This is a genomic window from Chromatiaceae bacterium (assembly GCA_024235395.1).
Taxonomy (GTDB): domain Bacteria; phylum Pseudomonadota; class Gammaproteobacteria; order Chromatiales; family Chromatiaceae; genus Thiosocius.
This window is the reverse complement of the sequence record JACKMK010000003.1, coordinates 405,104-429,227: the sequence shown is the minus strand read 5'-3', so window position 1 is coordinate 429,227 and position 24,124 is coordinate 405,104. Positions and strand designations below refer to the sequence as shown.

The 24,124-nt window shown below is 61.0% G+C and carries 18 protein-coding genes and 1 pseudogene; 15 read left to right on the top strand and 4 right to left on the bottom strand.

Features of this window, described 5'->3' with window-relative positions:
- Nucleotides 1-296 precede the first annotated feature (296 nt).
- From H6955_15295 to H6955_15280, 4 genes are read left to right on the top strand one after another with little or no spacing between them, the layout of a single operon-like run.
- Nucleotides 297-1,280, top strand: a complete 984-nt coding sequence (locus H6955_15295; GenBank protein ID MCP5314921.1) for a hypothetical protein — start codon at nt 297-299, stop codon at nt 1,278-1,280.
- Complete coding sequence (locus H6955_15290) at nt 1,277-3,361, top strand: transposase (GenBank protein MCP5314920.1); 2,085 nt, start codon at nt 1,277-1,279, stop codon at nt 3,359-3,361. The genes H6955_15295 and H6955_15290 overlap by 4 nt, the downstream gene beginning before the upstream one ends.
- 17 nt (nt 3,362-3,378) lie before the next feature.
- The gene (locus H6955_15285) at nt 3,379-4,806 is read left to right on the top strand and encodes an ATP-binding protein (protein MCP5314919.1); all 1,428 of its coding nucleotides are present in this window, start codon (nt 3,379-3,381) and stop codon (nt 4,804-4,806) included.
- Complete coding sequence (locus H6955_15280) at nt 4,799-6,526, top strand: TniQ family protein (protein ID MCP5314918.1); 1,728 nt, start codon at nt 4,799-4,801, stop codon at nt 6,524-6,526. The genes H6955_15285 and H6955_15280 overlap by 8 nt, the downstream gene beginning before the upstream one ends.
- 1 nt (nt 6,527) lies before the next feature.
- Here H6955_15280 and H6955_15275 read toward each other — a convergent pair whose 3' ends face one another.
- Together H6955_15275 and H6955_15270 are read right to left on the bottom strand one after the other, a co-directional pair.
- Complete coding sequence (locus H6955_15275) at nt 6,528-7,841, bottom strand: TniQ family protein (GenBank protein MCP5314917.1); 1,314 nt, start codon at nt 7,839-7,841, stop codon at nt 6,528-6,530.
- Nucleotides 7,842-7,851: 10 nt separating this feature from the next.
- Nucleotides 7,852-8,199: a helix-turn-helix transcriptional regulator gene (locus tag H6955_15270; protein MCP5314916.1), complete on the bottom strand. Its 348-nt coding sequence runs from the start codon at nt 8,197-8,199 to the stop codon at nt 7,852-7,854.
- A gap of 898 nt (nt 8,200-9,097) precedes the next feature.
- Here H6955_15270 and H6955_15265 point away from each other — a divergent pair.
- The 9 genes and pseudogenes from H6955_15265 (at nt 9,098) to H6955_15225 (ending at nt 18,051) form a co-directional block, all read left to right on the top strand.
- A complete protein-coding gene (locus tag H6955_15265; GenBank protein ID MCP5314915.1) occupies nt 9,098-9,790 on the top strand; it encodes a hypothetical protein in 693 nt (230 codons plus the stop codon).
- A 92-nt stretch (nt 9,791-9,882) separates the two neighbouring features.
- Entirely contained in the window at nt 9,883-10,332 is a 450-nt protein-coding gene (locus H6955_15260) for a hypothetical protein (GenBank protein MCP5314914.1), read from the top strand.
- 364 nt (nt 10,333-10,696) lie between these two features.
- A protein-coding gene (locus tag H6955_15255) for an IS3 family transposase (protein ID MCP5314913.1) occupies nt 10,697-11,802 on the top strand; the annotation gives its coding sequence in 2 pieces (ribosomal slippage) (nt 10,697-10,955 and nt 10,955-11,802; 1,107 coding nt in all).
- Nucleotides 11,803-12,327: 525 nt separating this feature from the next.
- Nucleotides 12,328-13,017: a trypsin-like peptidase domain-containing protein gene (locus H6955_15250; GenBank protein ID MCP5314912.1), complete on the top strand. Its 690-nt coding sequence runs from the start codon at nt 12,328-12,330 to the stop codon at nt 13,015-13,017.
- 26 nt (nt 13,018-13,043) lie between these two features.
- Entirely contained in the window at nt 13,044-14,294 is a 1,251-nt protein-coding gene (locus H6955_15245) for a hypothetical protein (protein MCP5314911.1), read from the top strand.
- 124 nt (nt 14,295-14,418) lie between these two features.
- A complete protein-coding gene (locus H6955_15240; GenBank protein MCP5314910.1) occupies nt 14,419-16,662 on the top strand; it encodes a S8 family serine peptidase in 2,244 nt (747 codons plus the stop codon).
- Nucleotides 16,663-16,955: 293 nt separating this feature from the next.
- Nucleotides 16,956-17,105: pseudogene (locus H6955_15235) on the top strand (transposase).
- A 170-nt stretch (nt 17,106-17,275) separates the two neighbouring features.
- Entirely contained in the window at nt 17,276-17,761 is a 486-nt protein-coding gene (locus H6955_15230; GenBank protein ID MCP5314909.1) for a hypothetical protein, read from the top strand.
- 65 nt (nt 17,762-17,826) lie between these two features.
- Nucleotides 17,827-18,051 (top strand): transposase, encoded by a 225-nt coding sequence (locus H6955_15225; protein MCP5314908.1) that lies wholly within the window; start codon nt 17,827-17,829, stop codon nt 18,049-18,051.
- Between the two features lie 76 nt (nt 18,052-18,127).
- Here the strand turns inward: H6955_15225 and H6955_15220 are convergent.
- Together H6955_15220 and H6955_15215 are read right to left on the bottom strand one after the other, a co-directional pair.
- A protein-coding gene (locus H6955_15220; GenBank protein MCP5314907.1) for an IS3 family transposase occupies nt 18,128-19,233 on the bottom strand; the annotation gives its coding sequence in 2 pieces (ribosomal slippage) (nt 18,128-18,975 and nt 18,975-19,233; 1,107 coding nt in all).
- Between the two features lie 230 nt (nt 19,234-19,463).
- A protein-coding gene (locus H6955_15215) for an IS3 family transposase (protein ID MCP5314906.1) occupies nt 19,464-20,614 on the bottom strand; the annotation gives its coding sequence in 2 pieces (ribosomal slippage) (nt 19,464-20,377 and nt 20,377-20,614; 1,152 coding nt in all).
- Nucleotides 20,615-20,730: 116 nt separating this feature from the next.
- Between H6955_15215 and H6955_15210 the strand changes: the two genes are divergently transcribed.
- Entirely contained in the window at nt 20,731-22,044 is a 1,314-nt protein-coding gene (locus H6955_15210) for a hypothetical protein (GenBank protein ID MCP5314905.1), read from the top strand.
- 147 nt (nt 22,045-22,191) lie between these two features.
- Nucleotides 22,192-24,117 carry a DNA/RNA non-specific endonuclease gene (locus H6955_15205; GenBank protein ID MCP5314904.1) on the top strand — a complete coding sequence of 642 codons (1,926 nt, stop codon included), beginning with the start codon at nt 22,192-22,194 and terminating at the stop codon, nt 24,115-24,117.
- The last annotated feature ends 7 nt before the right edge of the window (nt 24,118-24,124 follow it).

The window sequence follows — 24,124 nt, the reverse complement described above, 5'->3', positions numbered from 1 at the left end:
CCACCTAAAACCAACGAAGGAGGAAGCCATGCCACCCTGATCGCTTCAGGGAAAAGCGCGACGCCCCGAACTGCTCGAACAGTCCGGGGCGCCTCAGGTACGGGCTATGAGTTTGCACTAGCCGTGTCCCGTACTCTCGAACAAGGTGGCCATCCTGTCAAGTTCAGGGCGGTCGCTCACGGGCGGCCTTGTCTCCTCGTTTCGTGCTTATCCCATCTTCGCTGTTTGACCAGTGACCGCGGGGCGCCCCGCGGCCATCGAAAACCGCTTTTCAATCAGTTTCTTGGGAGAGACACATGGGCAAGAGGAAGCAACTTGGTATCAAACGCCTAAAGGAGATCCTGCGTCGCCAGGACCCGCCGGGCCGTGGGCGTGACTACATCCCGGCCATACGCGCCGAGCGGACCGAGGCGCCGGGGCGATCGCGACCGAGCCGCGTCTGGTCGCCCAAACTGGGTCGCGAGATCCACGTCCTCTCATTGGTGGAGCAGCGCGCGCTGTGGCTCGCCCTGTACCACCCCGACCTGATCGATCTCCACGAGCAGCGCATGCTCGCCGTCGAGCCCCGGCCCCACCCCTTGGAGGGCCATCCGGCGGTGACGGACGAGCACCTGCCACCGTTCCAGGGCACGATCGCCGTCGCCAGTCGGCTGGGCAGCATCCGCCACCACCCCTTTGTGACGATGCGGACCGACGATGGCGACTCGGTCAAGGTGCCCTATCCCTTCATAGGCGACCTGCTGCTGTTCCTGGTCGACGCCGCCGGTCCGTACTGCGTGAACTGGACCATCAAGCTCGACAGCCAGGGCTTTCACCGCCGCGCCGGCGGTAGCAAACCCGTCCGCGACCCCGAACAGGCGGAGGCCAAGGCGCGCATCCGACACGCGATCGAAGAGATCTACTACCGAGACGCCGGGATCCCGACGATACGTGTGGTGCGCCGCGATATCCCCGACGCCCTGGAAGGCAATTTGCGCCGGCTCTACTCGTCGTTCAGTACGCGGGTGGACCTGGACGATGACGCGCGTTCTGCGGTGATCGATCGACTCCAGGGGTGCCTGTTGACCGGCCAGCCGCCCTTGGAGGCCTTTCTGGTGTTACGAGGTCAGCTCGACCTCGACATCATGCAGCTCAAGGCCCTGATGGAACAGGCCATCTGGAACCGGGCGCTGCGTGTCGACCTGTTCGAGGGCCCTGTCTTTTGCGACAAGCCCCTGGTCCCGGAGCGCACCGACGTGCTCGATCAGTACGCCACCTGGTTCAATCGAGGTGCGGCATGAGCATGTACATCGGTGTCCAACTTCGCGCGCCCGACGGCTTCGAGGTGCTCGCGAAGGACTGTGTCTACCATCTGCTGACCAATGACGCCCGCCGGGACCGGGTCCTGCTGATCGAGTTCGTCTGCCGTCCGAAGCGCGACACGCACCAGGCGAAGCGAGCCAAGCGCTGGACGCCCTTGCCCGTAGTCAGGTGCCACGTGATTCGCCGTCATCGGTTCGAACAGGCCCTGCTGGGCGGGCTGATCACCCGGGTCGAGCCGCAGACCGCGATGCCCCCGTGGCTCGGGGGTCTGTCCGCCACGCAGTTGGAGGCCCACGACGCCCAGCGACGGCGCGCAAAGCAGCGCCATGATGAGCGCATCGACAGCAAACTGGCGCACATGTGGCCATTGGTCGAGCGGGCCGAGCACGTCCTTACCGCCGACGATCCCTTCCTGGCGATCCATCGCCACGCGCGCGCCTGCATCCCGCCGCAGAACCCCACCCGGATGCGGTTGTGGTTCCTGACCTACCTGTGTTTCGGGCGCAACCGTTGGGCGCTGCACTACCCCATCCACGACATCGGGCGCTGGGACCGCATGGAGAAGGTCGGTCGCAAATTCGGCTGTCCTTCACCCACACGCGGCGCAAACGCCGGGTTTGGGACCAATGACCCGGACATGATCCGGAAGATCGAGGCCGGCTACCGCGAACACGCGGCCGTGGCTCGTCCGCTGGTCGACATCTATTGCGATTCCATGGAGACCCAGTTCGAGTGCGCGACGCGTGACGACGGCAAGGGCCATCGAGAGGTGTTCCACCCCGCTGGGGAGCCGTTCCCGAACCAGGAGCAGTTCATGTACCGCGTCGACCAGCGGTTCCCGCTTCGCGAGCGTAGGTCCCACAAGTACGGTGCAGCGCGCACGCGAAACGAATTCAACGCCCCGATGGGGCCCTACACGGAATCCGTCGGCAGTCTGCTCGAGCGCGTCGAGGCGGACGGCTACGTGGTCGACGAGGTTGCGGAAGGTTATCGGTCCGGCAGTCACCTGCCGAGGCTGGTGGTCGTGCGGATACGCTGCGTTGCCTCGGGCATGTTGGTGGGCATCGGCTTCTCGGTCGGCGGTGAGCGGGCGTCCGCGTACCGCATGGCGAAGTTCTGTATGGCCATCGACAAGGTGAGGTTCTGCCAACTGTTTGGCCACCGGATCGCGGACACCGACTGGCCGACCATCGGCCTGTCACCGCACGAGATCGTCGACCGCGGCCCGGGCATGACGGCGGATGCCCGCCCGCGGGGTGAGGCCGGTCGACCCATGATCAGTGAAGCGGCGCCCAGCTACATGGGACAGAGCAAGGCGATCGTCGAAAGCTCGAATCCCAGAAGGGTGAAACTGCAAGGCAAGCCCACCTACGTCACCACGAAGATGACCCTTCCCCAACTGGCCTGGCGGGAGATCACGCGGACGCTGTGCGACAACCAGGCGAGGGATATCTCGTCGCGCCTCAGCAACGAGGCCCTCACCGAGGGCGTGCGCCACTCGCCGATCGATCTGTGGAGGTTCCTGGAGGAACGCGCCCGCACCTATGCGATCCCGATGGCGTTTGAGGATGCGGTGCGCAGCTTCCTCACCCCTGTCGAGGTCAAGGCAACACCGTCCGGCGTGCGGTTTCACAACCAGTTGTACGACTCTGAGGCCTTGCGCGAAACGGGTCTGCATGACCGCGTCGCCTCAGACCAGCACGTACCGATCAAGGCCTATATGCTCGATGTGTGCGTGCGACACCTCTGGGTCGAGGTCGCCGGCCGATTGGTGGAGGTCGACGCACTGCTCGCGATCGCCGACGACGCCGAGCAGCTCTACATCTCGGTCAAGGAACTGGAACAGCTCGCCGCGATCCGCCGCGAAGGACAACGCGACCGGCAGTCGTACATGCATGGCGAGAAGCTGCACTGGAAGCAGCGCTTCAAGGATGAAACCGGCCACGACTTCGATCAGGGCACCAGAAAGAGCGGCCGCGCGAAGCGCAACACCAGCGTCTCGGTGCAGGAACGCAACGAGGTCTTGCCCTACCTGCAAGAGAAGGGGAGGCCCAAGTGAGTCGGGCCGGAGATCGAGTGGACAATCCCTGGCTGGCAGGCCTCGACGACCTTGGGGACATCGATGTGATTCGCCGACGCGCCTGGGTGCCGGGCCAGGCGGTCAGCCTGCCCGACGGCGTACCGATCGAGCTGCGTACCCAGGCACTCAGCCAGGCGCTGGCATCGATCTATGTCCCCACGGACAGGGGATGTCGGATCCTGACGCTACTGGTCGGGCGCATGCGTGCCTTCCTGCACGACTGCTACCCGGACGCCAGGACCTTCCTGTCGAGGCTCTACGACGGACCGGCCGAGGACCGCGGGGAGGTGTTTCTCTGTCTCACCGGGCCGGCCGGTGTCGGGAAATCCGCGTTGATGGCGGCCCTCGAGCGCGTGCTGCCCGCGCCACAAAGGCTGCGACTCGATGCGGCGCATCCGCAGGTGCGCATCGACCTGGTCCGCCGCGTCCAGGTCAAGGCGAACATCTCGGACTCCGCGGTGCTGTGTGCGCTCGCCAACCCGGCCTTCGCGTCACGCCGCAAGGTGCCGAAGGTCAGTGAGGCCATCGAGCATCTGCGACGATGGTTCTATACCTGCGGCGTGGCGACGGTGGTCGTCGATGAAATGCAGTTCCTAACGCAGAGCGCCACCGCGAACACGCGGGCCGCGCAATTGTTGTTGAGCCTGGGATACCCCGGTGTCCCCGTCACCTATATCGCCAACTACTCGCTCGGGCACCGCCTGAAGGCGCGGCCCCAGGAGGAGCGCCAACGGTTGTTGGCGGACCACCTGGTGCTGCGGCCGGATCCGCCGGACGCCGCGTCTTGGGAGGCCCTGGTCGCCGAGTACGTCAAGGTGGCCCCGGACGTGCTGAGGCTCGATCCGGAAAGCCACGCGTGGGACCTCCATCGGATGACCGGTGGCCTGCCGCGCCTGCTACGGCAGCTGATCACGACGACGTTTCGCTACCTGGCGCCGGCGAATGGCGGTGTCGTCTCGATCGGCGCGCTGCGGGAGATCTACCGGTCGCGCTACTTCGACACTCAGCGGACGGACGTCGAGGCCATGCTGTCGTTGTCGGAGTCGATGCTGCTGGCGCGTGGTCGCAAGGATCTCGTCTGTCCGTTCGCCGGCAAGGACGTCGCCGGCGACGGGCTCGGATATGCCGAAAACGCCGCCGACGGGGCGAGTAAGACAGGCAGCGACAGCCCGTTCCATGCCGTACCGCTGTCGGCACAGCACCAGCTCGAGAGCACCCTGTCGCCCGCGGCACATGCGACCTTGAAACAACTGCGCAGAAGCGGGACCACGGTCGCCAAGAAGGCGCGCAAGGGCGCGACGGTGACCCCGATTCGCCGCAACAGCGGTTCCGTGGAGGCGGACCTCTTTGCGGGCATCCAGGCGCTGCGTGACCTGAACGACAAGGGGAAACGTCGACCGCCGGACCCTGACGACGATGCGTGAGGTCCCCTGGGCCGGGGATCCGGCCCAACTCCCGCTGCCGGTTCCGGGCCAGCTTGCCGGCCGGCTCCCCGACGAGACGTTGTTCAGCTGGTGCAGCCGATACCATCGGCAGACCGCAAACGGCCGTGCGGAGGCGACCTGTCGGCAGCTGTTCGGTCACCACCAGCAGGGCAGTGCCCATGACCTGCCGGCCCGCATCGACGACTTCGTCGAGCGCACCGGCGGTGTCCTCGGCGATGCGGACGAACTGATCCGCCGCCGCACCCTGCTGCCGTTCTACCTGCCCTTCCGGTCCGCGGAGCGCGGCCGACAGGCAATGCTGCTGATGCGCGGTCCCGGCATCGGGTCACTGAAGTACCAGCTCGGTATGCTGACCAGCGGACTCGGTGCCGACCATCCGCTGAAGGCCTGCCCGGCCTGCATGGCGGCCGACCGCGCGCAGTTCGGCGTGGCCTATTGGCACCTCGCCCATCAGCTGCCGTCGACCTGGGTCTGCCCGGTACACGAGTTCGCCCTTCTACAGACGGGTCTTAAATGCCAGCAGCTGGCCCGGTTCCAATGGGTCTTGCCGCAGGACGCGTTTCCCGATGCCGAGCAGGAGCCCTGCGTCGGGGCCGCCGGCGTCGACCGGCGGCTGGGCCGAATGGCAGATATCGGACTGTCGCTGATGGACGCGGCGCCCGGGGCCTTCGCGTCTGCGACGTCGCTGGCCCGGGCGTTTCGGTCCGGCCTTACGCACTTCGGTCTGGTCTCTGCCCGGGGTCGGCTGCGCTGGGCGTCGATCGAGACGATGTTCAGGCAGCACTTGGGCGAAGGGTGCGGCGGCCCGGACCATGCCGGCCTGCGGTCGCTGTCGGCGGAGTCGGGACTGCGCCGGATCCTCGACGGGCGTGCCCTCACGCACCCGATCCGGTACATCACGCTGATCGAGTGGCTGTCCGATGACTGGGCGGCATTCGAGGCGGCGTTTCGATCGGGCCAATGTGCGGCACCGGCGCCCGCGTCGGGGCCACCGCACGAGTCCTGCAATCCACACCCGGACAAGGCGGCCGCGCTGGCGATGCTCCGGCGTGGCGACGTCAGCGTGACCGCGATCGCCCAGGCGCTCGACCTGGACTACCTGACCGTCGCGGCCTGGGCGTCGGCGGTGTCGATCGCGCCGCGGCGACGGCCCAAGGTGTTGAGGCCCGAGGTATTGCAACCGATCGTCGAGGGACTGGGGGCCGGCCGGGACAAGGCCGACGTGGCGCGCGAGGCCGGGGTGTCGGTCAGCACCATCACCCGGGTCCTGCGCACCGATCCGGGGCTGGCCGAACAGTGGCATCGGGTCCGGATGTCTGCCAGACGTCTGCAGGCCAGGGCCAACTGGCAGGCGGCGCTCGATCGGCTACCCGGGGTCTCGCTGCGGCTGGTGCGCCAACTGGTACAGGCCGATCACGCCTGGCTCTACCGCCACGACCGCATCTGGCTCCAGCAGACCATTGCCAGACGCCCATCGAGGCCGGCCCGTAGCAACCATGCAGCGGCGCGCATGCGGCGCCACGACCAGACCCTCGCTGCCTTGATCGAGCGCACCGCGGCGCAGCTCGTGGATGGCGGACAGGTGGTCCGGGTGCGTTGGGAAGACCTGGTCGCGGCCCTGCCGGTGCTGCGCAGGCGCCAGGCATCGCTCGATCGTTACCCGAGGACGCTGCGCGTGCTCGAACGCCTGCTGACCTGACTCAGTCGCTGCACGCGTACGGCAACGGATCCGGCAGCGCGACCTTGCGGTGCACGAGCCGCAGCAATGCCTCGAGTGTGCCGATCGGTATGTCGTGGGACTCGCTGGTTTCGGCCAGTGACCTGCCCGCGAGGAACGTCTTGAGGGCCCGGTACTCTTCGGTCGTCGAGAGTGCGACGACCACCTTTGTGCGCTGCGTCGTCATCCGCCAACGAACCTTTTCGACGGTGGACCCGAGGGCCGCGGCGATCGCATCGATATCGCCCTGGTGCTCGAGATAGGCCTGGGCGAGCTTATTCCATCCGTCCGGTTTGCAGGCATGGTGGGACGGGCCGCGTTGCTTCTTGGGGCTGCGCGTGCGCCGCTTCGATGTTGCCGGCGGCACATTGGTCACCATGGGGGGTAGACGCGCCTCGGCGTAGATCGCATCCATGGCCTCCGCCGGATCCTCGAACAAGGCACAGATGACCACGGTCAGCGCCGGCGCGCTCAGTTGGCAGTGACTGACCCGCTTGATGGTGTGGTCGAATATGCCGAGCTCCTGTCCGGGCTGCTTGGCCCGCGACTCGGGAAACACCGCATAGAGCCAATCCCGTGGGAACACCTCGAACACCCGGTCGCTCAGCAGCGGGTTCTGGGTCGATCCTGACCCAAGCGACAGGCCCTCGGTAATCGCCTTGTCGGTAAGGTTCACGCGCATGCTGGCGAGAGACTCGGGCGCGCCGCGTTCGAGCATCAGGTCGACGGTGGCGTGATATCGGGTCAGGGCATCCGATGTCAGCGCGGAGCACTCGGCCGTCGGAAATGCGTGGGCGCCGTCGAGCATTGCCCGCGGCGTGTGCGCAAACGCGTCCGGCCGCTCCGTCAGCTGCAGCGCGGCATCGTGCCGGGTACAGCGGCGCACCCCATCGACCTGGTGGCCTCGGCGCCAATAGCTGAACCCGAGACTGGCCTCGTCCTCGGCGACACATTCAGGGCACAGCGCCGCGTGCGGGTACGACGTCTGCGGGCCCAGGCGTCGGTAGTCCACGTCAGACCACTGCGAATAGTGCCCTGCCTTGTCGCGCCGAAACGCGAAGCCTTCGAACGGCAACAGCGTGTGGTCTCGCGCGTAGCTGACGGCCGTCGTACCTGCGAGCTGCGACAGAGCATGGACGGGGGATGCGGGTGCGTCACCGCCACCGGGAGACTCGGCGATGTCGGATGCCTTCAGAGACGCCCCTCTGGGGTAGCGCAGGCCATTCAGGCACAGCACCCTGCCGAGGTGGCCCGCCGCGAACTCCTCCGGTAGTGGCTGGGTTGTCAGCATATCCATCGCGCTCCGTTCATTGGCTACTGCTGCGACGCAACATCCGCAGGCTGCGGATCACCGCCGCGAGGGCCTGTGCGTCCTGCTCGGTGCCGTCCCAAACCTCGGCAACCGCCTCGATCAGGGTGTCGTTGCCGCGCACCTCGTCCGGGGCCACCGTTAGCGACCGATTGGCCACAAATCGGCATACACGCATAAGCACGTCCGTATGACGATGGACCTGGCCGCGGAAGATCCGACTGACCTGCGACTGATTCACGCCCACGCCAATGGCTACAGATTGCTGACCCAGCCCCGCCTCCTTGGCGTGAGCGGCAGCAAGCAGTCCGAGCTCCTGGGGGCTCAAGGTGGCGTTGGGAGGCATAGCGAAAGGCATACACGCATACTATGTGAGAGATCCCGTCGCCATTCAAGCCGATCGGCGTCGGCTAGCGCGGGGTTCCGCGAGGCGGCAGCGGAAAATCGGGGCAGCGAGGGTCCGGGCGGCGGTTGGCGCCAGCTCGGCACGGACACCTATGGTTCCGTCTAAAGAAGACGAACCCGTCGCGGGTACGGCGCCGCTGGGTCATGGTCAGGGCCGCCTATGTCCAAAGCGGCCCTCACGGCGAGTAGCGCGTTGAGCGTCGGCGCGAACCGGGTGCTGTTGCGGATGTGTGCTGTTCAGCGTCTCCCGGTGCCGATGCAAGCAGTCACGGTTCTTTGCTAGGTGCCGCATTTGCGTGCGACTACAAGTCGTCCGCCAATTGGGGAATGAGCTGAGCGGAATCTCATCCAGCACGTGGTATTGATGCCGGGGAAGGTCAGAGGAATTCATGGCTGGCGACATCAAGCTGGGCGTTACTGATGCCAACGTGTCGGCGGACGGGATGGTACTCATAGCCATTGTTGAGCAACTTCGCACTTCTGAGATTCGGGCTGAGGGTCCGTTCAACTGATCGAGTTGACGAATCGTATCGGAGTCATGCCTCACGCCTGTTAACGGTCTCGACGACTCCGGAACCAGGGAGCAATCGGGCTGCTGCACCGGAAATACGTTGCAGCGGGTTGCGGGTCAACGCAACTTCCACTTTGCCAGGGAAGGGAACGAGATCGATGCGGGATGGGACGTACAAGGCGTTCGCTACGCTTGCTGGGACGCCGAGTACTCTGTGCCTTCTTGCGCACGGGTTCACCACCTTTTTGCGAGTGGTGCTCCGTACTGCCTGCTGGTTAACTGGGCGTCAGGCATCGTAACGACAGTCGTACATGATTCCGGAGGTAACATGACCCCAAGGGGCAAGAAACTCGCAATTGCTATCGTCGGCTGCACTCTTGCCGTGATCTCCGCCATTGTCGGTGGGGTTCAGCGCGTTGAGGTTGACGCTCAACTTCAGACCGTACGGGCGCAGCTTGCTTCAAACGTCGCAGAGGTGTCACGTCGCGACCGCCAGTTTGATGTCGCAAATGCATCCCGCTTAGCATGGGAACAATCTCGTATCGCCCTCCGGGTTCTTTGCGCATCGAGTGGTCAACTCTACGGGCCTGCAATAGAAAGCATCGAGAGTCAGATTTATGACACTCTGAGCTGGGGAAACGAAGCGGCGTATGGCAAACCGCTGACGACAAGAGCGATGGCGAACCTGGACAAAGCCGCTCGAATAATCGCGAGCGACGAGGCGCGCAGATCCAGGCAGATCAAAGCACCAGCGCAGGCCGACACGCCTCCTAACGAATCGGAACTAGGCGAAGCGGTCTCGTTGGTACAATCAATTCGACAAGAACAGCTCGACAGCTTCTGGAACAGCAGGCAGAAACTGGTCGACCAGCAGGCAGAAATGCGTAAGTCAGAGACAGTTCTGGATGGTTCGCTTCGGCGCATTGATAGCATCGTCTTAAGCTTGCAGATTGCAGGCCTACTCATTGTCCTGCTGAAGGATTTTGTCCCTGAAGCCAAGCCGACTCCCGGTGATGCTTAACCCTTCGCTCGAGCGGACGGCGACCGGCAGGGTATTCTGGTCTGCCGGTGGCGGTTGGCTCGCCTCAATCGTTGTCCAAAAAGGGATTCACAATGAAAAGCGAAATTTGGTCAGGAATCGCCGGCACTTTGCTCGGCGTAATAGTTAGTGGCGCGTTCTCACGGTATCTTTTTGGATTGGAGTCTCAACAAAATTCGGCTGAGAAGGCATTTGCAGCCTACCTACAGATTCGACAAGTGGTGCCGGATGGCACATTAAATCAGTTTCACCTTCCTACGTTCTATTTATACGCTGATGAAATCGAGATGCGGTTAGGTGACGAGCCAGGCCACGCAGCACGAGATGTTTTGACGGTTCTCAACTGCTACAAACGCGCTATTGTCAACCGGAAAGATGGGCACTACGAAGACTTCTGCGGAGCGCATTTAGAGCTTCCAGACCCGACTGACGACCAACTGCAAGCGCTGTACAAGGTTCGAACGGAAGCACTGAAATCAAAATTTCGAGAAGCAGTTGGAGTTCACGTGGTTGTTTCTAAATAGGGCGGGTGGATAGCAGGTCGTTGAATCCGTCCGCTATGCTCGCCCGGACGCTCAGCAATCAGCGCCTCCTGCGCATACAGTCGCTCTACGCGCTTGTCGTCTAACCGCGGTCAACCCCAGTATCGCCAGAATCAGTTCCTTCGAGCTCGTTGTCGTCTCCGAGGTCAGGTGTGCCTGCCTCAACATGGTGCCAGGTGTCGCTTGGGCCCTCGCTCTGTGACGGGGGAAAGGTCAGTCGCCGATACGGGCGCTTTTTTAAAATCTCCTCAGGCGAAATAAATATTCGCGGTGATTTCCCGCCGTTACCCCGAAATTGAGTAGCACGGGCATTTAGAGTCCAATCCCGTGACGAAGGAGATTGGACGTGAAGAAGCGGTATAGCGAAGAGCAGATCATCGGTTTTCTGAAGGAGGCAGACGCCGGGGTCCCGGTCAAGGAGCTATGCCGGCGGCATGGCTTCTCGGAGGCCAGTTACTACCTCTGGCGTAGCAAGTTCGGTGGCATGGAGGTGTCGGACGCGAAGCACCTCAAGGCGTTGGAGTCGGAGAATGCGCGGCTGAAGAAGCTGCTCGCCGAAGCCATGCTCGAGAACGAAGTGACGAAAGAAGTCCTGCGAAAAAAGTGGTGACCGCACCGGCCCGTCGGGAAGTGGTGCGGCTCATGAAGCTGCGTGGGATGAGCGAGCGGCACGCGTTGCGGGTCGTTGGCATGAGCGCCTCGGCATTGCGCTACGTGCCCAGGCCGGACAGCAACGCCGAGCTGCGCCAGCAGATCGTGGGCATGGCGCAGCGGTATCGCCGGTATGGCGCCCCGATGATCTATCTCAAGCTGCGCCAGGCGGGGCATCGGGTCAATCACAAGCGCGTAGAGCGGCTGTACGCGCAAGAGAAACTGCAGGTTCGCCGACGTCGGCGCAAGAAGATCCCCGCTGGGGATCGTCAGCCGCTGATCCGACCTGGTGCGGCCAATGAAGTCTGGTCGATGGATTTCGTCTTCGACCGAATCGCCTCAGGTCGGGCGCTCAAGTGCCTGGCAATCGTCGACGATGCCACGCACGAGGCGGTGGCCGTGGTCCCTGAGCACGCGATTGGCGGTGACCATCTGGTGCGATTGCTGGACGAGGTCTGCGCGCTCCGCGGCAGGCCATCGATGATCCGGACCGACAACGGCAAGGAGTTCACCGGCCGGGCCATGTTGACCTGGGCGCATCGTCACGACATCGCCCTGCGGTTGATCGAGCCGGGCAAGCCCAACCAGAACGCTTACATCGAATCCTTCAACGGTCGGTTACGCGACGAATGCCTGAACGAGCATTGGTTCGTCAGCCTCAACCATGCCCGGGTGGTAATCCGTGCATGGGTTCGTGAGTACAACGAGGAAAGACCAAAGAAGACACTTGGCGGGCTGACGCCCGCAGAACATGCCAAGCAGCTTGCTGCAAAGGCGGCTACATTTGACCCTGGACTCTAAACCAAACCGCTACTCAACAAGGGGTAACGTCGTTCCCTATTGCAACTTTCTTGGCGCTGTATTAGAAACAAATCTGTTATCGACGTGAAACTTGAGGCGATGCTTGCCATCGCCTAACATTGAGAAAGCCAGTTCCGAGTCGATTCTTAACACGCTTCAACCCGCGATTGGGCGCGTGGGTGTTCGGTGCGAGAAGTCGCCACGGATGAAGATGCCAGAAGGGGCTTTACGCCTCAGAAGAAAATGGAATTGGTGCGAAGGAGCAGAAAGAAGGCAGATCCACAATATCTAGGTTTAAAGTTTCGCGGTGGGCAGCCTACAATCGTAGACCATTAGCAATGTTCTGCCGGATTGCTTCGGTATTTCGGCGAAAATTCCACCTGCGAACTGATGTTCGTGCGACACATAATTTGCGGTGGGTATTCCCTTTGTCGCCATTGGCGGGCCTGACCTCTTGGTGGTGGATCCCCAGCTGCGAAGCTAAGCAACCCACCTCGCATTGTTTGACAAGGAAAGACAAACTACATGAGTAGCCCTCTGGAATCGGCCCCACAATTCGGACCGAGCGATGTCATCGGTCCACAAGACTCGAGAACTAAGCCGGCAAACCTGGCCGTCACTCCCTACCTTGCAATTTGCCTGCTACACCCCATGGCCGCAAGAGGGGGGCGCGCAATCCGGATTGGCACCGGCTGGTTGGTTGCGAGGAGCCTTGTAGTAACCGCCGGGCATGTGCTCGAGGGCGCGCATACGATCAAAGGTTGGTTTGCCTACGATGACAGCGCCGGGCGAGCGGTGTCCGAGTTCGAGGAGACCGGGTTTGAGATACATCCGGAGTACGTGCAACACGGTTCGAGTGCTTTTGATGTCGGTGTGATTCGTCTCGCCTCGGCGTTGCCGGAGTTATCTGTATTGGATGTCGGGCAGATTTCCATTGGTGACAACAGGCTGCATGTTGCAGGGTATCCGCTTGATCGGCCATGGGATGGGTTGAACATGGCTGAGGCGCAGGGGGAGCTGAAGGAAGACTTGGGCGATATCCTGTTTCACGACGTTGACGCAGAAGATGGACAGAGTGGTGCGCCAATCTGGCAGCAGGATCCACTCAGGGTTGTGGCGATGCATACCACGGGCAAGGGCGGTACTCATCCTCAGCTCAACGGTGGCGTCGTGATGAATGATTCGGTTCTTGATTGGATAAAAAGCAAACAATAGACGACATGTTCGTGAAACGGAGAGCAATGAACAAAATATTGATTTTGGGCGCAGCGATCGCGTTGGCCGGCTGTTCGACATTAGGAAACAAGACTTCAACCGGGGTGGCCGGGGAAACGCATGCAATCGCTGTCGACGAATGTATTTTTTACAAAGATGAACGGAGGGAATCCGGTCTCCTGACGGCGTTAGTCGGAGGCGTGATCAAAGGCGCCCTGACTCGCGTCGGCTCGGCGCTGAAGGCGGCTGGTGAAGAGGATTCGGACTCGGTTGTCGGGCGCCTTGTTGGCGAATTCGAACCGGGTCAGCCGCCGAAGTGTCTCGTCCTCGCCAAGGGCGAATGGACCAGCGACGAGAATAAGGCATGGTCGGTCCCCCAGGGCGGGCGGACTGCGCCACGCACGGTGAAGTTAGCTAGAGAAGACAACCCGAAAGACGGTTTTTTTCTTTCCAATCCTGATTTCGTACTGGAGTTGGTGGTCAGGCCATCGGGTGACAAATCCTCGTTGAGGCTGATTCCCAGCTTTTTCGAGTACCGACGCATGATCGAAGACAAGATGCCCGGCACGGGGTCGGTCACCCGCGGCATCGTGGTGAAAACAGTCGCATTCGCACCTGGCCAGAGCGCGGATGGTGAGTCCGCGGTTGGCGGCGCATTGGTGCTGGGTGATATGGAAACGGGTTATCGCTATTACCCGATTGCAGGCGAGAGAAGTCCCATCGACTCGCCGGGGGAACGGTCGAGCTTCGGATTCATGGAGCGTACCACCCCCTGGTTCGGGACCTTTACCCCGGTAGCCCAGGAGGCGACCAACAAGCAGCAGGCGGCGACTCCCGGACCAAGTAGGACCCAGCCTGTCGCGAAACAATACCTGCCAAGAACCATTTCGGTGACTCTGACGGAGACCAGGAAGGCGCGCAAGGTCCTGCTTTTCCTCGCCGAGGTGTTCCAGGGCGCCGAAGAGGATCTAAAGGCTTACGCGGAGCAGAAATTGCTTGACAGCAAGCGGGCAGAGGCGGAACTGGAGGCGTCGAAGGCTTCAACCGAGTTGATGAGCACCTACATCAACGATCTTGCGGCCGCTGAAGTGAAGATCCGTGAATATTGCGCCGCGGAAAAGACCAGCTCTACCGACTTGTTGAACAAATCCAGCGCTGCCAATGTCGCACAGCGTAAGGCCAACCTGGCCGCACTAGCTGCCTCTCAGTCGCAGCCCTACACGTCGTTCGTGGAACTGGGCACTGCGGATCCGTCCAGCAGCGGTTTCTGTCAGTGACCTGACGATGCGGGATGAAGTCGTTACTTCATCCCGTGGTCGGGCAGTCGAGTTCCACTTGGAAGTCCATGGTGTTGCGACGGATTAAGTGTTGCGACACCTGCGAATTGGGGAGCACCTGATCATGGCGATGAAGGATGTGATTGCTTTTTACATGCACGAGCGAGAGTTGTTGGCGGCCAACATGATGCTGGACGATGCCGAAGCCACCGACTCCTTCGTGATGGGACGTATCGAGGAGGGGCGAATTGAGGCGCTGCGGAACGAAGGTCTAGTGGTGCAGGAGTTGGGGATGAGCCAGGTGCCGCGCGTCGAGCAACTAATCGAGGCCAAGACAGGCCGGCGATCGCCCCCTTCGGCCGACTTATCCGGCCCGGAGTTCGTCACCTCGGTTGCCAACTATTACGAGGTCCGATTGAGAGGCCCGCTTCTGGAGTCCTGGCGGGAGCGGCTCAAAAGTGTGGGGCTCGAGATTCACGAGGCCCTGGCGCCTAATACCTATTCCGTCCGCCTCGATCCGAAACAGGTCTCGGTACTGCGGGGCCTGCCTTTTGTGGTGAGCGTGAGAATCCCGGAGCAATCGGGTGTGCGCCGACCTGCGGGTCCTCGTTCGCGCTCCGGTCCGCCCGGCGCCGTGCGTGGTGAGCAGCAACAGATGCTGACGTGGGATGTACGACTGCAACGTGAAATGGATATGGATGCCGTACTGGCCTGGATCAGGCAAAGGGGGTTGACTATAGCCGGGTACAGCAACCGAAAGATCCGGCTTTACGCACTGGAACAGGACTCGTTGATCGACGAGCTGGGCGCGCTGCCGGAGGTTCAAACGGTCGACCAATTTGTCCCGCCTCAACTCACCAACGACAGGGCCCGGGAACTGACTGGCGTGGACAAGGGCATGGGCGCACCGGGATTGACGCAGACGGGAAAGGGCCAGATCGTGGCTGTCGCAGATACCGGGCTGGATGATCTTCATCCGGATTTCCAAGGACGCATCGCCGGCGTATCCGCGATGGGGCGTAACGGCGATTCCAGCGATCCCAACGGGCACGGGACCCACGTTGCCGGCTCTGTGTTGGGCGATGGTTCCGCTTCTGGGGGGGCCTACACGGGAATGGCACCGGAAGCACAGCTCTACTTCCAGTCGTTGCTCGACGCCGATGGTGGGCTGGGAGGGCTGCCCCTGGATCTCAATGATCTTTTCGATGACGCCTACAACCAGGGGGCGCGTATCCACAACAACAGCTGGGGCTCGGCGACCAAGTCGTATTACAGATCCAGCTCATATGAAGTGGACGAATTTGTCGCAGGCCATCGCGACATGTTGATCGTAATCTCGGCGGGAAACGAAGGGGTGGGCTCCGGTACGCCAAACGCGCCGGGGCATGCGCAGCTGGGTTACGTTGACTGGCTGACCATTGGTTCTCCGGCGACTGCAAAGAATGCGCTCACTGTCGGTGCCAGTAGAAGTGATCGAACCAACGGTGGTTATTCACAACACACATGGTCGCAATACTGGCCGGGGCAGTATCCCGACCCGCCGATTGCCAATGAGTACATCTCCGGCGATCCGAACTCGCTAGCGGCATTCAGCAGTCGCGGGCCTTGCGATGATCGCCGCATTAAGCCCGATCTCGTTGCACCGGGTACCGATATCATATCGACCAAATCTTCGACTGCACCGCTGAGCCATTTCTGGGGTGCGGTGCCGGGCCATAAGGGAAGGTATGCGTACAACGGTGGAACCAGCATGTCCGCGCCCATCGTGTCCGGTTGTGCTGCGTTAGCGCGGCAGTATTTCATGGATGAAGGGCACCAGCCTTCCGCCGCCTTGCTCAAAGCCACTTTGATCAACAGCTGTCGCTGGCTGGGCGGGCTAGATGCAAAGGCGGATTTCAGTGATCAACCAAATTTCCATCAGGGGTTCGGCGCGGTCGACATGCTCAGTGCGATACCGAATCCCGAGCGGCCCGACCTGCGGCTCGTATTCGCGGACGACTGGACATCGGGCAGCCTGCTTTTCAGCTATACCGGGCAACGTTTCCGTTTCATTGTGTCGGCCGGGACAGAGCTGCCATTGAGCCTGTGTCTAGCTTGGACGGACCTGCCCTCGAGGGCCTTGCAGAACAATCTCAATATGCAGGTCCAGTGTCTGGCGACCGGTGAGAAATGGGTGGGGAACGCCAATCTGCCGATGGGCTTGCGCATGCCCGATCCGGACAACAATGTCGAACTAGTGCGGATTCCACAGCCGGTGGCTGGTGACTACCTGATTCAGATTGCGGCCTCCAATCTGCTGAGTACCGGCGGACAGGATTTCGCCTTGGTTGTGACCGGCGACCTAGTCGGCACATTGCAGCCCAATTGAACCGATCGCATCCGGTTTGGGCCTGATGCGATAATTCCGCTCGACTGGGGTTGTTGCTACCGCCATGAAGGCCGGTTGCCTTGTGCGTTAACTCGAAGCAGCCACGTTACGCCGAAAGGAGGATGGCCACGTGTCGCAAAGCCGCTTATTCGCGGGAGGCGCTTTGGGTCTTTCGCTTTTTCTCGTCCCGCCTGCTGCGCTCGGGGAGACCGCATCGGGCATTTTGTCGACTTCCCCTAATCTGAGACAGTTAGGACTGGAGTTTTCAGAGACCATGACCTCAGGAGACGACCATGAAGAAATCGCGATTCACCGAGACTCAGATCGTAGCCATGCTAAAGGAGGCGGATGCGGGGCTGAGGGTCGAGGAGCTGTGCCGTAAGCACGGCATCAGCTCGGCGACGTACTACCAGTGGAAGAAGAAGTACGGCGGTATGGAGGCGACCGAGAAGACGGGCTGAGGCTTCACGAGAACGCCTAGGTAACCTGCCGCCCAATGAGTACCGGCAGAGGCTGGAAAGTGCCAGCTTAGGCTTATCTCAGTAGCGGGGAGTCGACACAGTTTCTGTCGTTCCGATGATCGCGACGGTTTAGCTTGCACTTGAGGTTTCAAATGATGCGTGAAGAGCTTGAGCTGGAAAAACTCAGGGAAGAGGTGCTCCACCTGAAACGACCTTTCTGGAAGTCTCCTCCCTACATCACCATTGCAGCCACTATTCTTGTTGCGCTGATAAGCTACGTATCGACAGTTGATGAAAAGAATCAAAAGCTGATTGCTGACCTTCAGGCGGAACGAGAGCAATTAAAGGAAGAGTCGCTCCGGTGGCAAGTGGCCGCAACTGAGAGGCGGTTACTCCTCTACAAAGACGCATCAAGCAAGGCGGATGAGATTGTTTTTGGAAAGTTCACGCTTGGCTATGTAAGGGGTGTTTTGGAGTCTGAATCCGGAAAAGCGGAGCTGGAAAAAATTGCGCAGCAACCTTCAGCACAGTCTGTGGAGACATTTGTATCCAGTTTGGTAAACCAAACAATTCAGCGCGCTACAGCAGAACGTGAAGAGCAGCTTACGAAGCTTCTACAACGAGCGGAAGGCCACTAATACTTAACAACACGCTCCAACGAACGTCGAATCGTTTCCAGAAAAAGGGTAGCCACCACAATCTAATGACGATGGAGGTGAGAGTTTCCGAAGCAGGTCCCAAACGAACGCAGCAGTACCACAGCGGGGAATTCAAGGCAGCGGCGGTGGCGTCGGGCGCACGGCCGCACTTGTGGATTAAGGATGTCGCCGAGGCGTTGGCGACCCGCGCTTTCATGCTGTCACGATGGCGCAAGGAGGCACGCGAGGGGCGCATCGTGGCCAAGAAGCGATTGCCGGATATTAACTGAAGCTTGAAGCAGAGCTGAAGCGACTCAAGGAGATCGAGTAGGAGCGACGTTACCCCTTGTTGAGTAGCGGTTTGGTTTAGAGTCCAGGGTCAAATGTAGCCGCCTTTGCAGCAAGCTGCTTGGCATGTTCTGCGGGCGTCAGCCCGCCAAGTGTCTTCTTTGGTCTTTCCTCGTTGTACTCACGAACCCATGCACGGATTACCACCCGGGCATGGTTGAGGCTGACGAACCAATGCTCGTTCAGGCATTCGTCGCGTAACCGACCGTTGAAGGATTCGATGTAAGCGTTCTGGTTGGGCTTGCCCGGCTCGATCAACCGCAGGGCGATGTCGTGACGATGCGCCCAGGTCAACATGGCCCGGCCGGTGAACTCCTTGCCGTTGTCGGTCCGGATCATCGATGGCCTGCCGCGGAGCGCGCAGACCTCGTCCAGCAATCGCACCAGATGGTCACCGCCAATCGCGTGCTCAGGGACCACGGCCACCGCCTCGTGCGTGGCATCGTCGACGATTGCCAGGCACTTGAGCGCCCGACCTGAGGCGATTCGGTCGAAGACGAAATCCATCGACCAGACTTCATTGGCCGCACCAGGTCGGATCAGCGGCTGACGATCCCCAGCGGGGATCTTCTTGCGCCGACGTCGGCGAACCTGCAGTTTCTCTTGCGCGTACAGCCGCTCTACGCGCTTGTGATTGACCCGATGCCCCGCCTGGCGCAGCTTGAGATAGATCATCGGGGCGCCATACCGGCGATACCGCTGCGCCATGCCCACGATCTGCTGGCGCAGCTCGGCGTTGCTGTCCGGCCTGGGCACGTAGCGCAATGCCGAGGCGCTCATGCCAACGACCCGCAACGCGTGCCGCTCGCTCATCCCACGCAGCTTCATGAGCCGCACCACTTCCCGACGGGCCGGTGCGGTCACCACTTTTTTCGCAGGACTTCTTTCGTCACTTCGTTCTCGAGCATGGCTTCGGCGAGCAGCTTCTTCAGCCGCGCATTCTCCGACTCCAACGCCTTGAGGTGCTTCGCGTCCGACACCTCCATGCCACCGAACTTGCTACGCCAGAGGTAGTAACTGGCCTCCGAGAAGCCATGCCGCCGGCATAGCTCCTTGACCGGGACCCCGGCGTCTGCCTCCTTCAGAAAACCGATGATCTGCTCTTCGCTATACCGCTTCTTCACGTCCAATCTCCTTCGTCACGGGATTGGACTCTAAATGCCCGTGCTACTCAATTTCGGGGTAACGGCGGGAGCACAAGCCGCTGAAGATGGAGAATGACCTGCCAAAGAAGGCCACCCACTCTGTTCAAGTCGCGATTCGGAGACATCGAGTTCATAGAGTAGAACCGCAGAGCCTACCCGCTCATGCTGATGTGTCGGCTGTATGGCGTCAGTGGCAAGCCCCGAGTTTTCTAGACAACTGACAGCTTCTCAAAATACCGTTGCTCATAGGCGACGGGCGACAGCCCATCGTTGTTGCCATGCCGGCGATTCGGGTTGTAGAAAAACTCGATGTAATTGAAGATCTCCGCGCGTGCTTCGTTCCGGGTCTTGTAGATCTTCCGTTTGATGCGCTCGGTCTTCAGCAGCGAGAAGAAGCTCTCGGCCACGGCATTGTCGTGACAGTTGCCCCGTCGACTCATGCTGGCTTCCAGGTTGTGGTCGTCGAGAAATTTGCGCCAATCGCTGCAGGTGTATTGGATGCCCTGATCCGAATGAATCAGCACCCGCTGCTTCGGTTGACGGCGCCAAACAGCCATCAGCAAGGCGTCGATGACCAGATCCGCCCGTGGATTGTTCTTCATGCTCCAGCCGATGACCTGGCGTGAAAACAGGTCGAGGACGACGGTCACGTACAACCAGCCCTCATGGGTGCGGACATAGGTGAAATCCGTGACCCAGGCCTTGTTCGGCTCGTCGATCTCAAACTGCCGATCCAGCGTGTTCGGCGCAACATGGCTAGCGTTGCCGCCTTTGAAGCCCGGATGACGCTTGTAGCCACGCTGCGAGCGAATACCAGCGGTTCGCATAATCCGATGTACCCGATTCTTGCCACAGGACTCGCCCGTGTCGCGTAGGTCTTTGGCAATATTGCGGTAGCCGTAGGCAAAGCCACTTTCAATCCAGAATTGCTTGATCTTGCCAAGCAGGCCCTCGTCTTCACGTTCACGTCGGCTCTTGGGCTGCTTCAACCAGGCGTAGAAGCCGCTGCGCTGAACCTCCAGGACGCGGCACATCGTTGCCACCGAGTATTTGCTGAGCCGGGACTTTATGAACGCGTACCTCGCTTTGACTCGCTGGCGAAGTACGCGGCGGCCTCCTTTAGGATGTCGCGCTCCTCTGTCACCCGCCTCAGCTCAGCCTTCAATCGCCGCAACTCCTCCTGCTGAGCGCTGATCGTCTGATGCTGGCTGCCCTGGTCACCGTAGCGCTTGATCCAGTCGCCCAGGCTCTTACTGGTTACCCCGAGACGCTGCGCCACTTCGCTGACCTTGTAGCCGCGCTCGGTGACCTGCTTCACCGCCTCAATCTTGAATTCTTCCGGGTAACGTTTCCCGCTCATTTCCACACCTTTTGGTTTGCGTTAGTTTAACGCTGCCGGGTGTCTACGATAGTCGGGGCTTGCCAGTTCTAATATTTGACCAATCGCGTTACTTTTTATAGGAAGGGGTGTCGGACGTGAATTCCGTCGTTGTGCTCGTTCCGGGAATCATGGGAACAGAACTGGTACTGCCTGACGGCGAAATTGTCTGGCCACCCAAAGTTCGCGAAACGCTTTTTGGGTATCGCCGTATCTCCAAGCTGCAGGATGTATCAGCACGCCCAACCCAGTTAATCTCGCGTGTCGCTTGCGTGGATTTCTATCGGCCCTTGCAGTCGCTGCTCGCTCAACTCGGATATAAAACCGGGGGGGATAAAGTTCTTTTGGAACACCCCTACGACTGGCGACTGGACCTGTTTGACCTGGCCGACGGACTAGCGGATCGACTCGATGGCATTTCGGCGGACAGGATCATGATCGTTGCCCACTCGATGGGTGGATTGATCTCGCGTTTGCTCCTCGAAACCCCAAATTTCCGGAACCGACCATGGTTCGAGAGGATCGTCGCCTTTTTCGCACTCGCCACGCCGCACAACGGCGCACCTCTGGCTTTGGCGCGGGTGCTGGGCCTCGACAGCGCATTTGGCATCAGTGGAGCAGATTTTAGGCAGCTGGCGGCGAACCCTGCTTTTCCTTCGGGTTACCAACTATTGCCCGCGCCGGGTGAGGCGGCGTGTTGGAACGTTGCAGTCGGTACGAAGCTGACAACACTCGATTTCTACGACGAAGCAGTGGCGGAGTCTCTCGGCATGTCGCCGCATCTGGTGACAAGGGCACGTGCTGTTCACGACGCGCTTGGCAGTGGCTCAACGCCGGACCATGTGCGCTATTTCTATTTCTGTGGTGCCGGCCACAAGACCGTGACGCGCGTCAACGTGGATGGCCGCACTGCGCATATGGTCACCACGCCCGATGCCGGCGACGGCACCGTACCGATGTGGAGCGCGCTGCCACACGCAGTGCAGAAACAAGTGGTGATAAACGAACACGTCAGCGTTTTTCGCGGTGATCCATTCAAACGTGTCTTTTTTCGTCTGTTTGGTGTGGATGCCGGAATCCCCGAGGAAGCCCCGCGTGACGCGGCGTCAAAGCTCGCGGTGTCGCTGCAGCGGCAGATTTTCGAGCAAGGAATGGCAATCGAAGCGGTACTGTCCTCCGAGGTGCCGTTCACACACCTCACGGGCCACCTCGTGTTCGAAGTGCGAACCGAGGAGGACGTCGCCGGCGACACCAGCGTGCGGATACCGATCAGCTACCAGGGACCGGCGATACCGGCCCTGGCCCTGAGTATAGAGGTGGTGCTCGAACCCGGGTTCTATGAGCTGCGCTTCGAAGGCGATCGCGCGCAAGAAGAACGAGTGGTCATCGCAGTCTCCGCTGTTGACCGGTAATGCAGCACTCGTTCATTGCCGGTTTTAGATTCATGCTGTAGTCGCTGGATAGCGGTGTCGGTTGAGGAGCCTCCGCTTACCCAGACTTCAGTCAACAAATGTCGCAACAGCGATTGGACCGACGTTTCTCTACAAGGAGGGCACGCGATGTACCGCAACCAACTCGATCAGGTTCGCAAAAATACCGGCGACCTTGAGAGCAGAGCCGCCCGTATTCTAGAACGGTGGAAAACTTCACCAGGTAAGAGCGCCCCCCCGGCGCCAGCCGAAATGCTCGAGTCTATGGCGGAATCCCCCGCCACAACTGCCGGTGGGGACGTGAGCCTGGAGGCCGTCGGGCGCGGCGGCTTGGCGGAGGCCATCGTGTTAGCCGCATTGCGACCGGCCTTCTTTGTGCTTGAAGGCGGCATTGACCTCGCCGACGCCATTGAAGCCGACCCCAATCTCCTGATGGCGATCAGAGGCAACGAGAACGTACTGGCGAAGGCGTGTAAGGGGGTCGGCCGCGTCGATCTGATAAACCATTTTTCTCTGCCCTATGCCGGCACTGGCTTTCTGATCGACGACGCGCTGGTGGTTACCAACCGCCACGTCGCCGTCGAATTCGCCGAGCGACTACGCTCGGGTTATCGCTTTCGCAAGGGCCGCTTCGGCGCCGAGATCGAGGCGCGGTTGGATTACCGTCACTTCCTCGGCGACGAAGCGCATTTACGCGCGGAGGTTACGCGGGTGCTGTACATCGCCCGCGACGATGAGCCCGACTTCGCTCTGCTGCGCGTCGCGCCGCTGCAGGATGCGCCGAAACTCGAGTTGCTAGGCGGGAATTCCAAGTTGGCTATTGGCGACCCGGTAGCCGTTATCGGCTATCCGGCTGAGGACGGCGACCGTAACGACCGTGCGCTGATGGATGAGGTTTTCCGCGGCCAGTACCGGGTCAAGCGATTCGCGCCGGGCTTCGTGACCGATCGCAGCAGCGATGGTATCACGCTGATGGCGGACTATTCGTCGCTCGGCGGAAACTCCGGCTCGCCGCTGATCTCGCTGTCGGATGGGCGCTGGCAAGGCCTGCACTTCGCTGGGCGGTTCATGGAGAACAACTACGCGGTGACGGCCGATGTGATCGAGTCGGCGCGTCGGCAAGTGATAAGCCATGTCCCAGTTTCCTCGAAGTCCATCGAAACTCCCGTTACCGCGATGGAATCGCTGAGAGAACGCAACGGTTACGATCCCGACTTCCTCGGCACTAACGCGCTCAGCGTCCCGTTACCTGAGTTCGGGACTTGGGCGGACGACATTGCCGAGGTCGAAGGCACTGCCGACAAGGTATTGCGTTACCATAACTTCTCGGTCGTCCAATCTATGTCCAGGCGGCTCCCATTGGTGACGGCAGTGAACATCGATGGCGCACAAACCGTTAGGCTCAAGCGCAAGGGAAAATGGAGGTTCGACGGCCGCCTAGACGAGGCACACCAGATTGGCAATGCGCTGTACGCGAGCAATCCGTTCGACCGCGGCCATATGGTCCGTCGCCGCGACCCCGGCTGGGGGCCAAATGCACAGGCGGCCGAGATCGACACATTCCATTACACCAACTGCGTTCCCCAACACGAGGATCTAAACCAGAAGGACTGGTTGGGTCTCGAGGACTATGTACTTGAGGCCGCTGAGACTCGCGACTTCCGCGTGAGTGTACTGACTGGGCCAGTGTTCCGAGACACCGACAAGCGCCTGAAGCAGGGCGTAGACACAGCAGATGTTCGGATTCCAGAAGAGTTCTGGAAAGTTGTAGCGATGGTGGATGTCGGCACCGGACAGCTGTCGGCCACCGGCTATGTACTGTCACACGGGCCGATGATCCGCGGCCTAGTCGAAAGCGCTTTCGTCTATGGTAGTTACAAGACTTACCAAGTGCGCATCGCTTTGATTGCCGAGCAAACGGGGCTCGATTTCGGCGCACTGCTGCAGGCTGATCCATTAGGCGCCGACCTGCCGCAAGAGGCACCCTTCTCCGTCGTGGCACGAGCAATCGACGGCCCCGACAGTCTGATGCTGTCGGCCCCGCGACGGGCCTGAGAGGGGT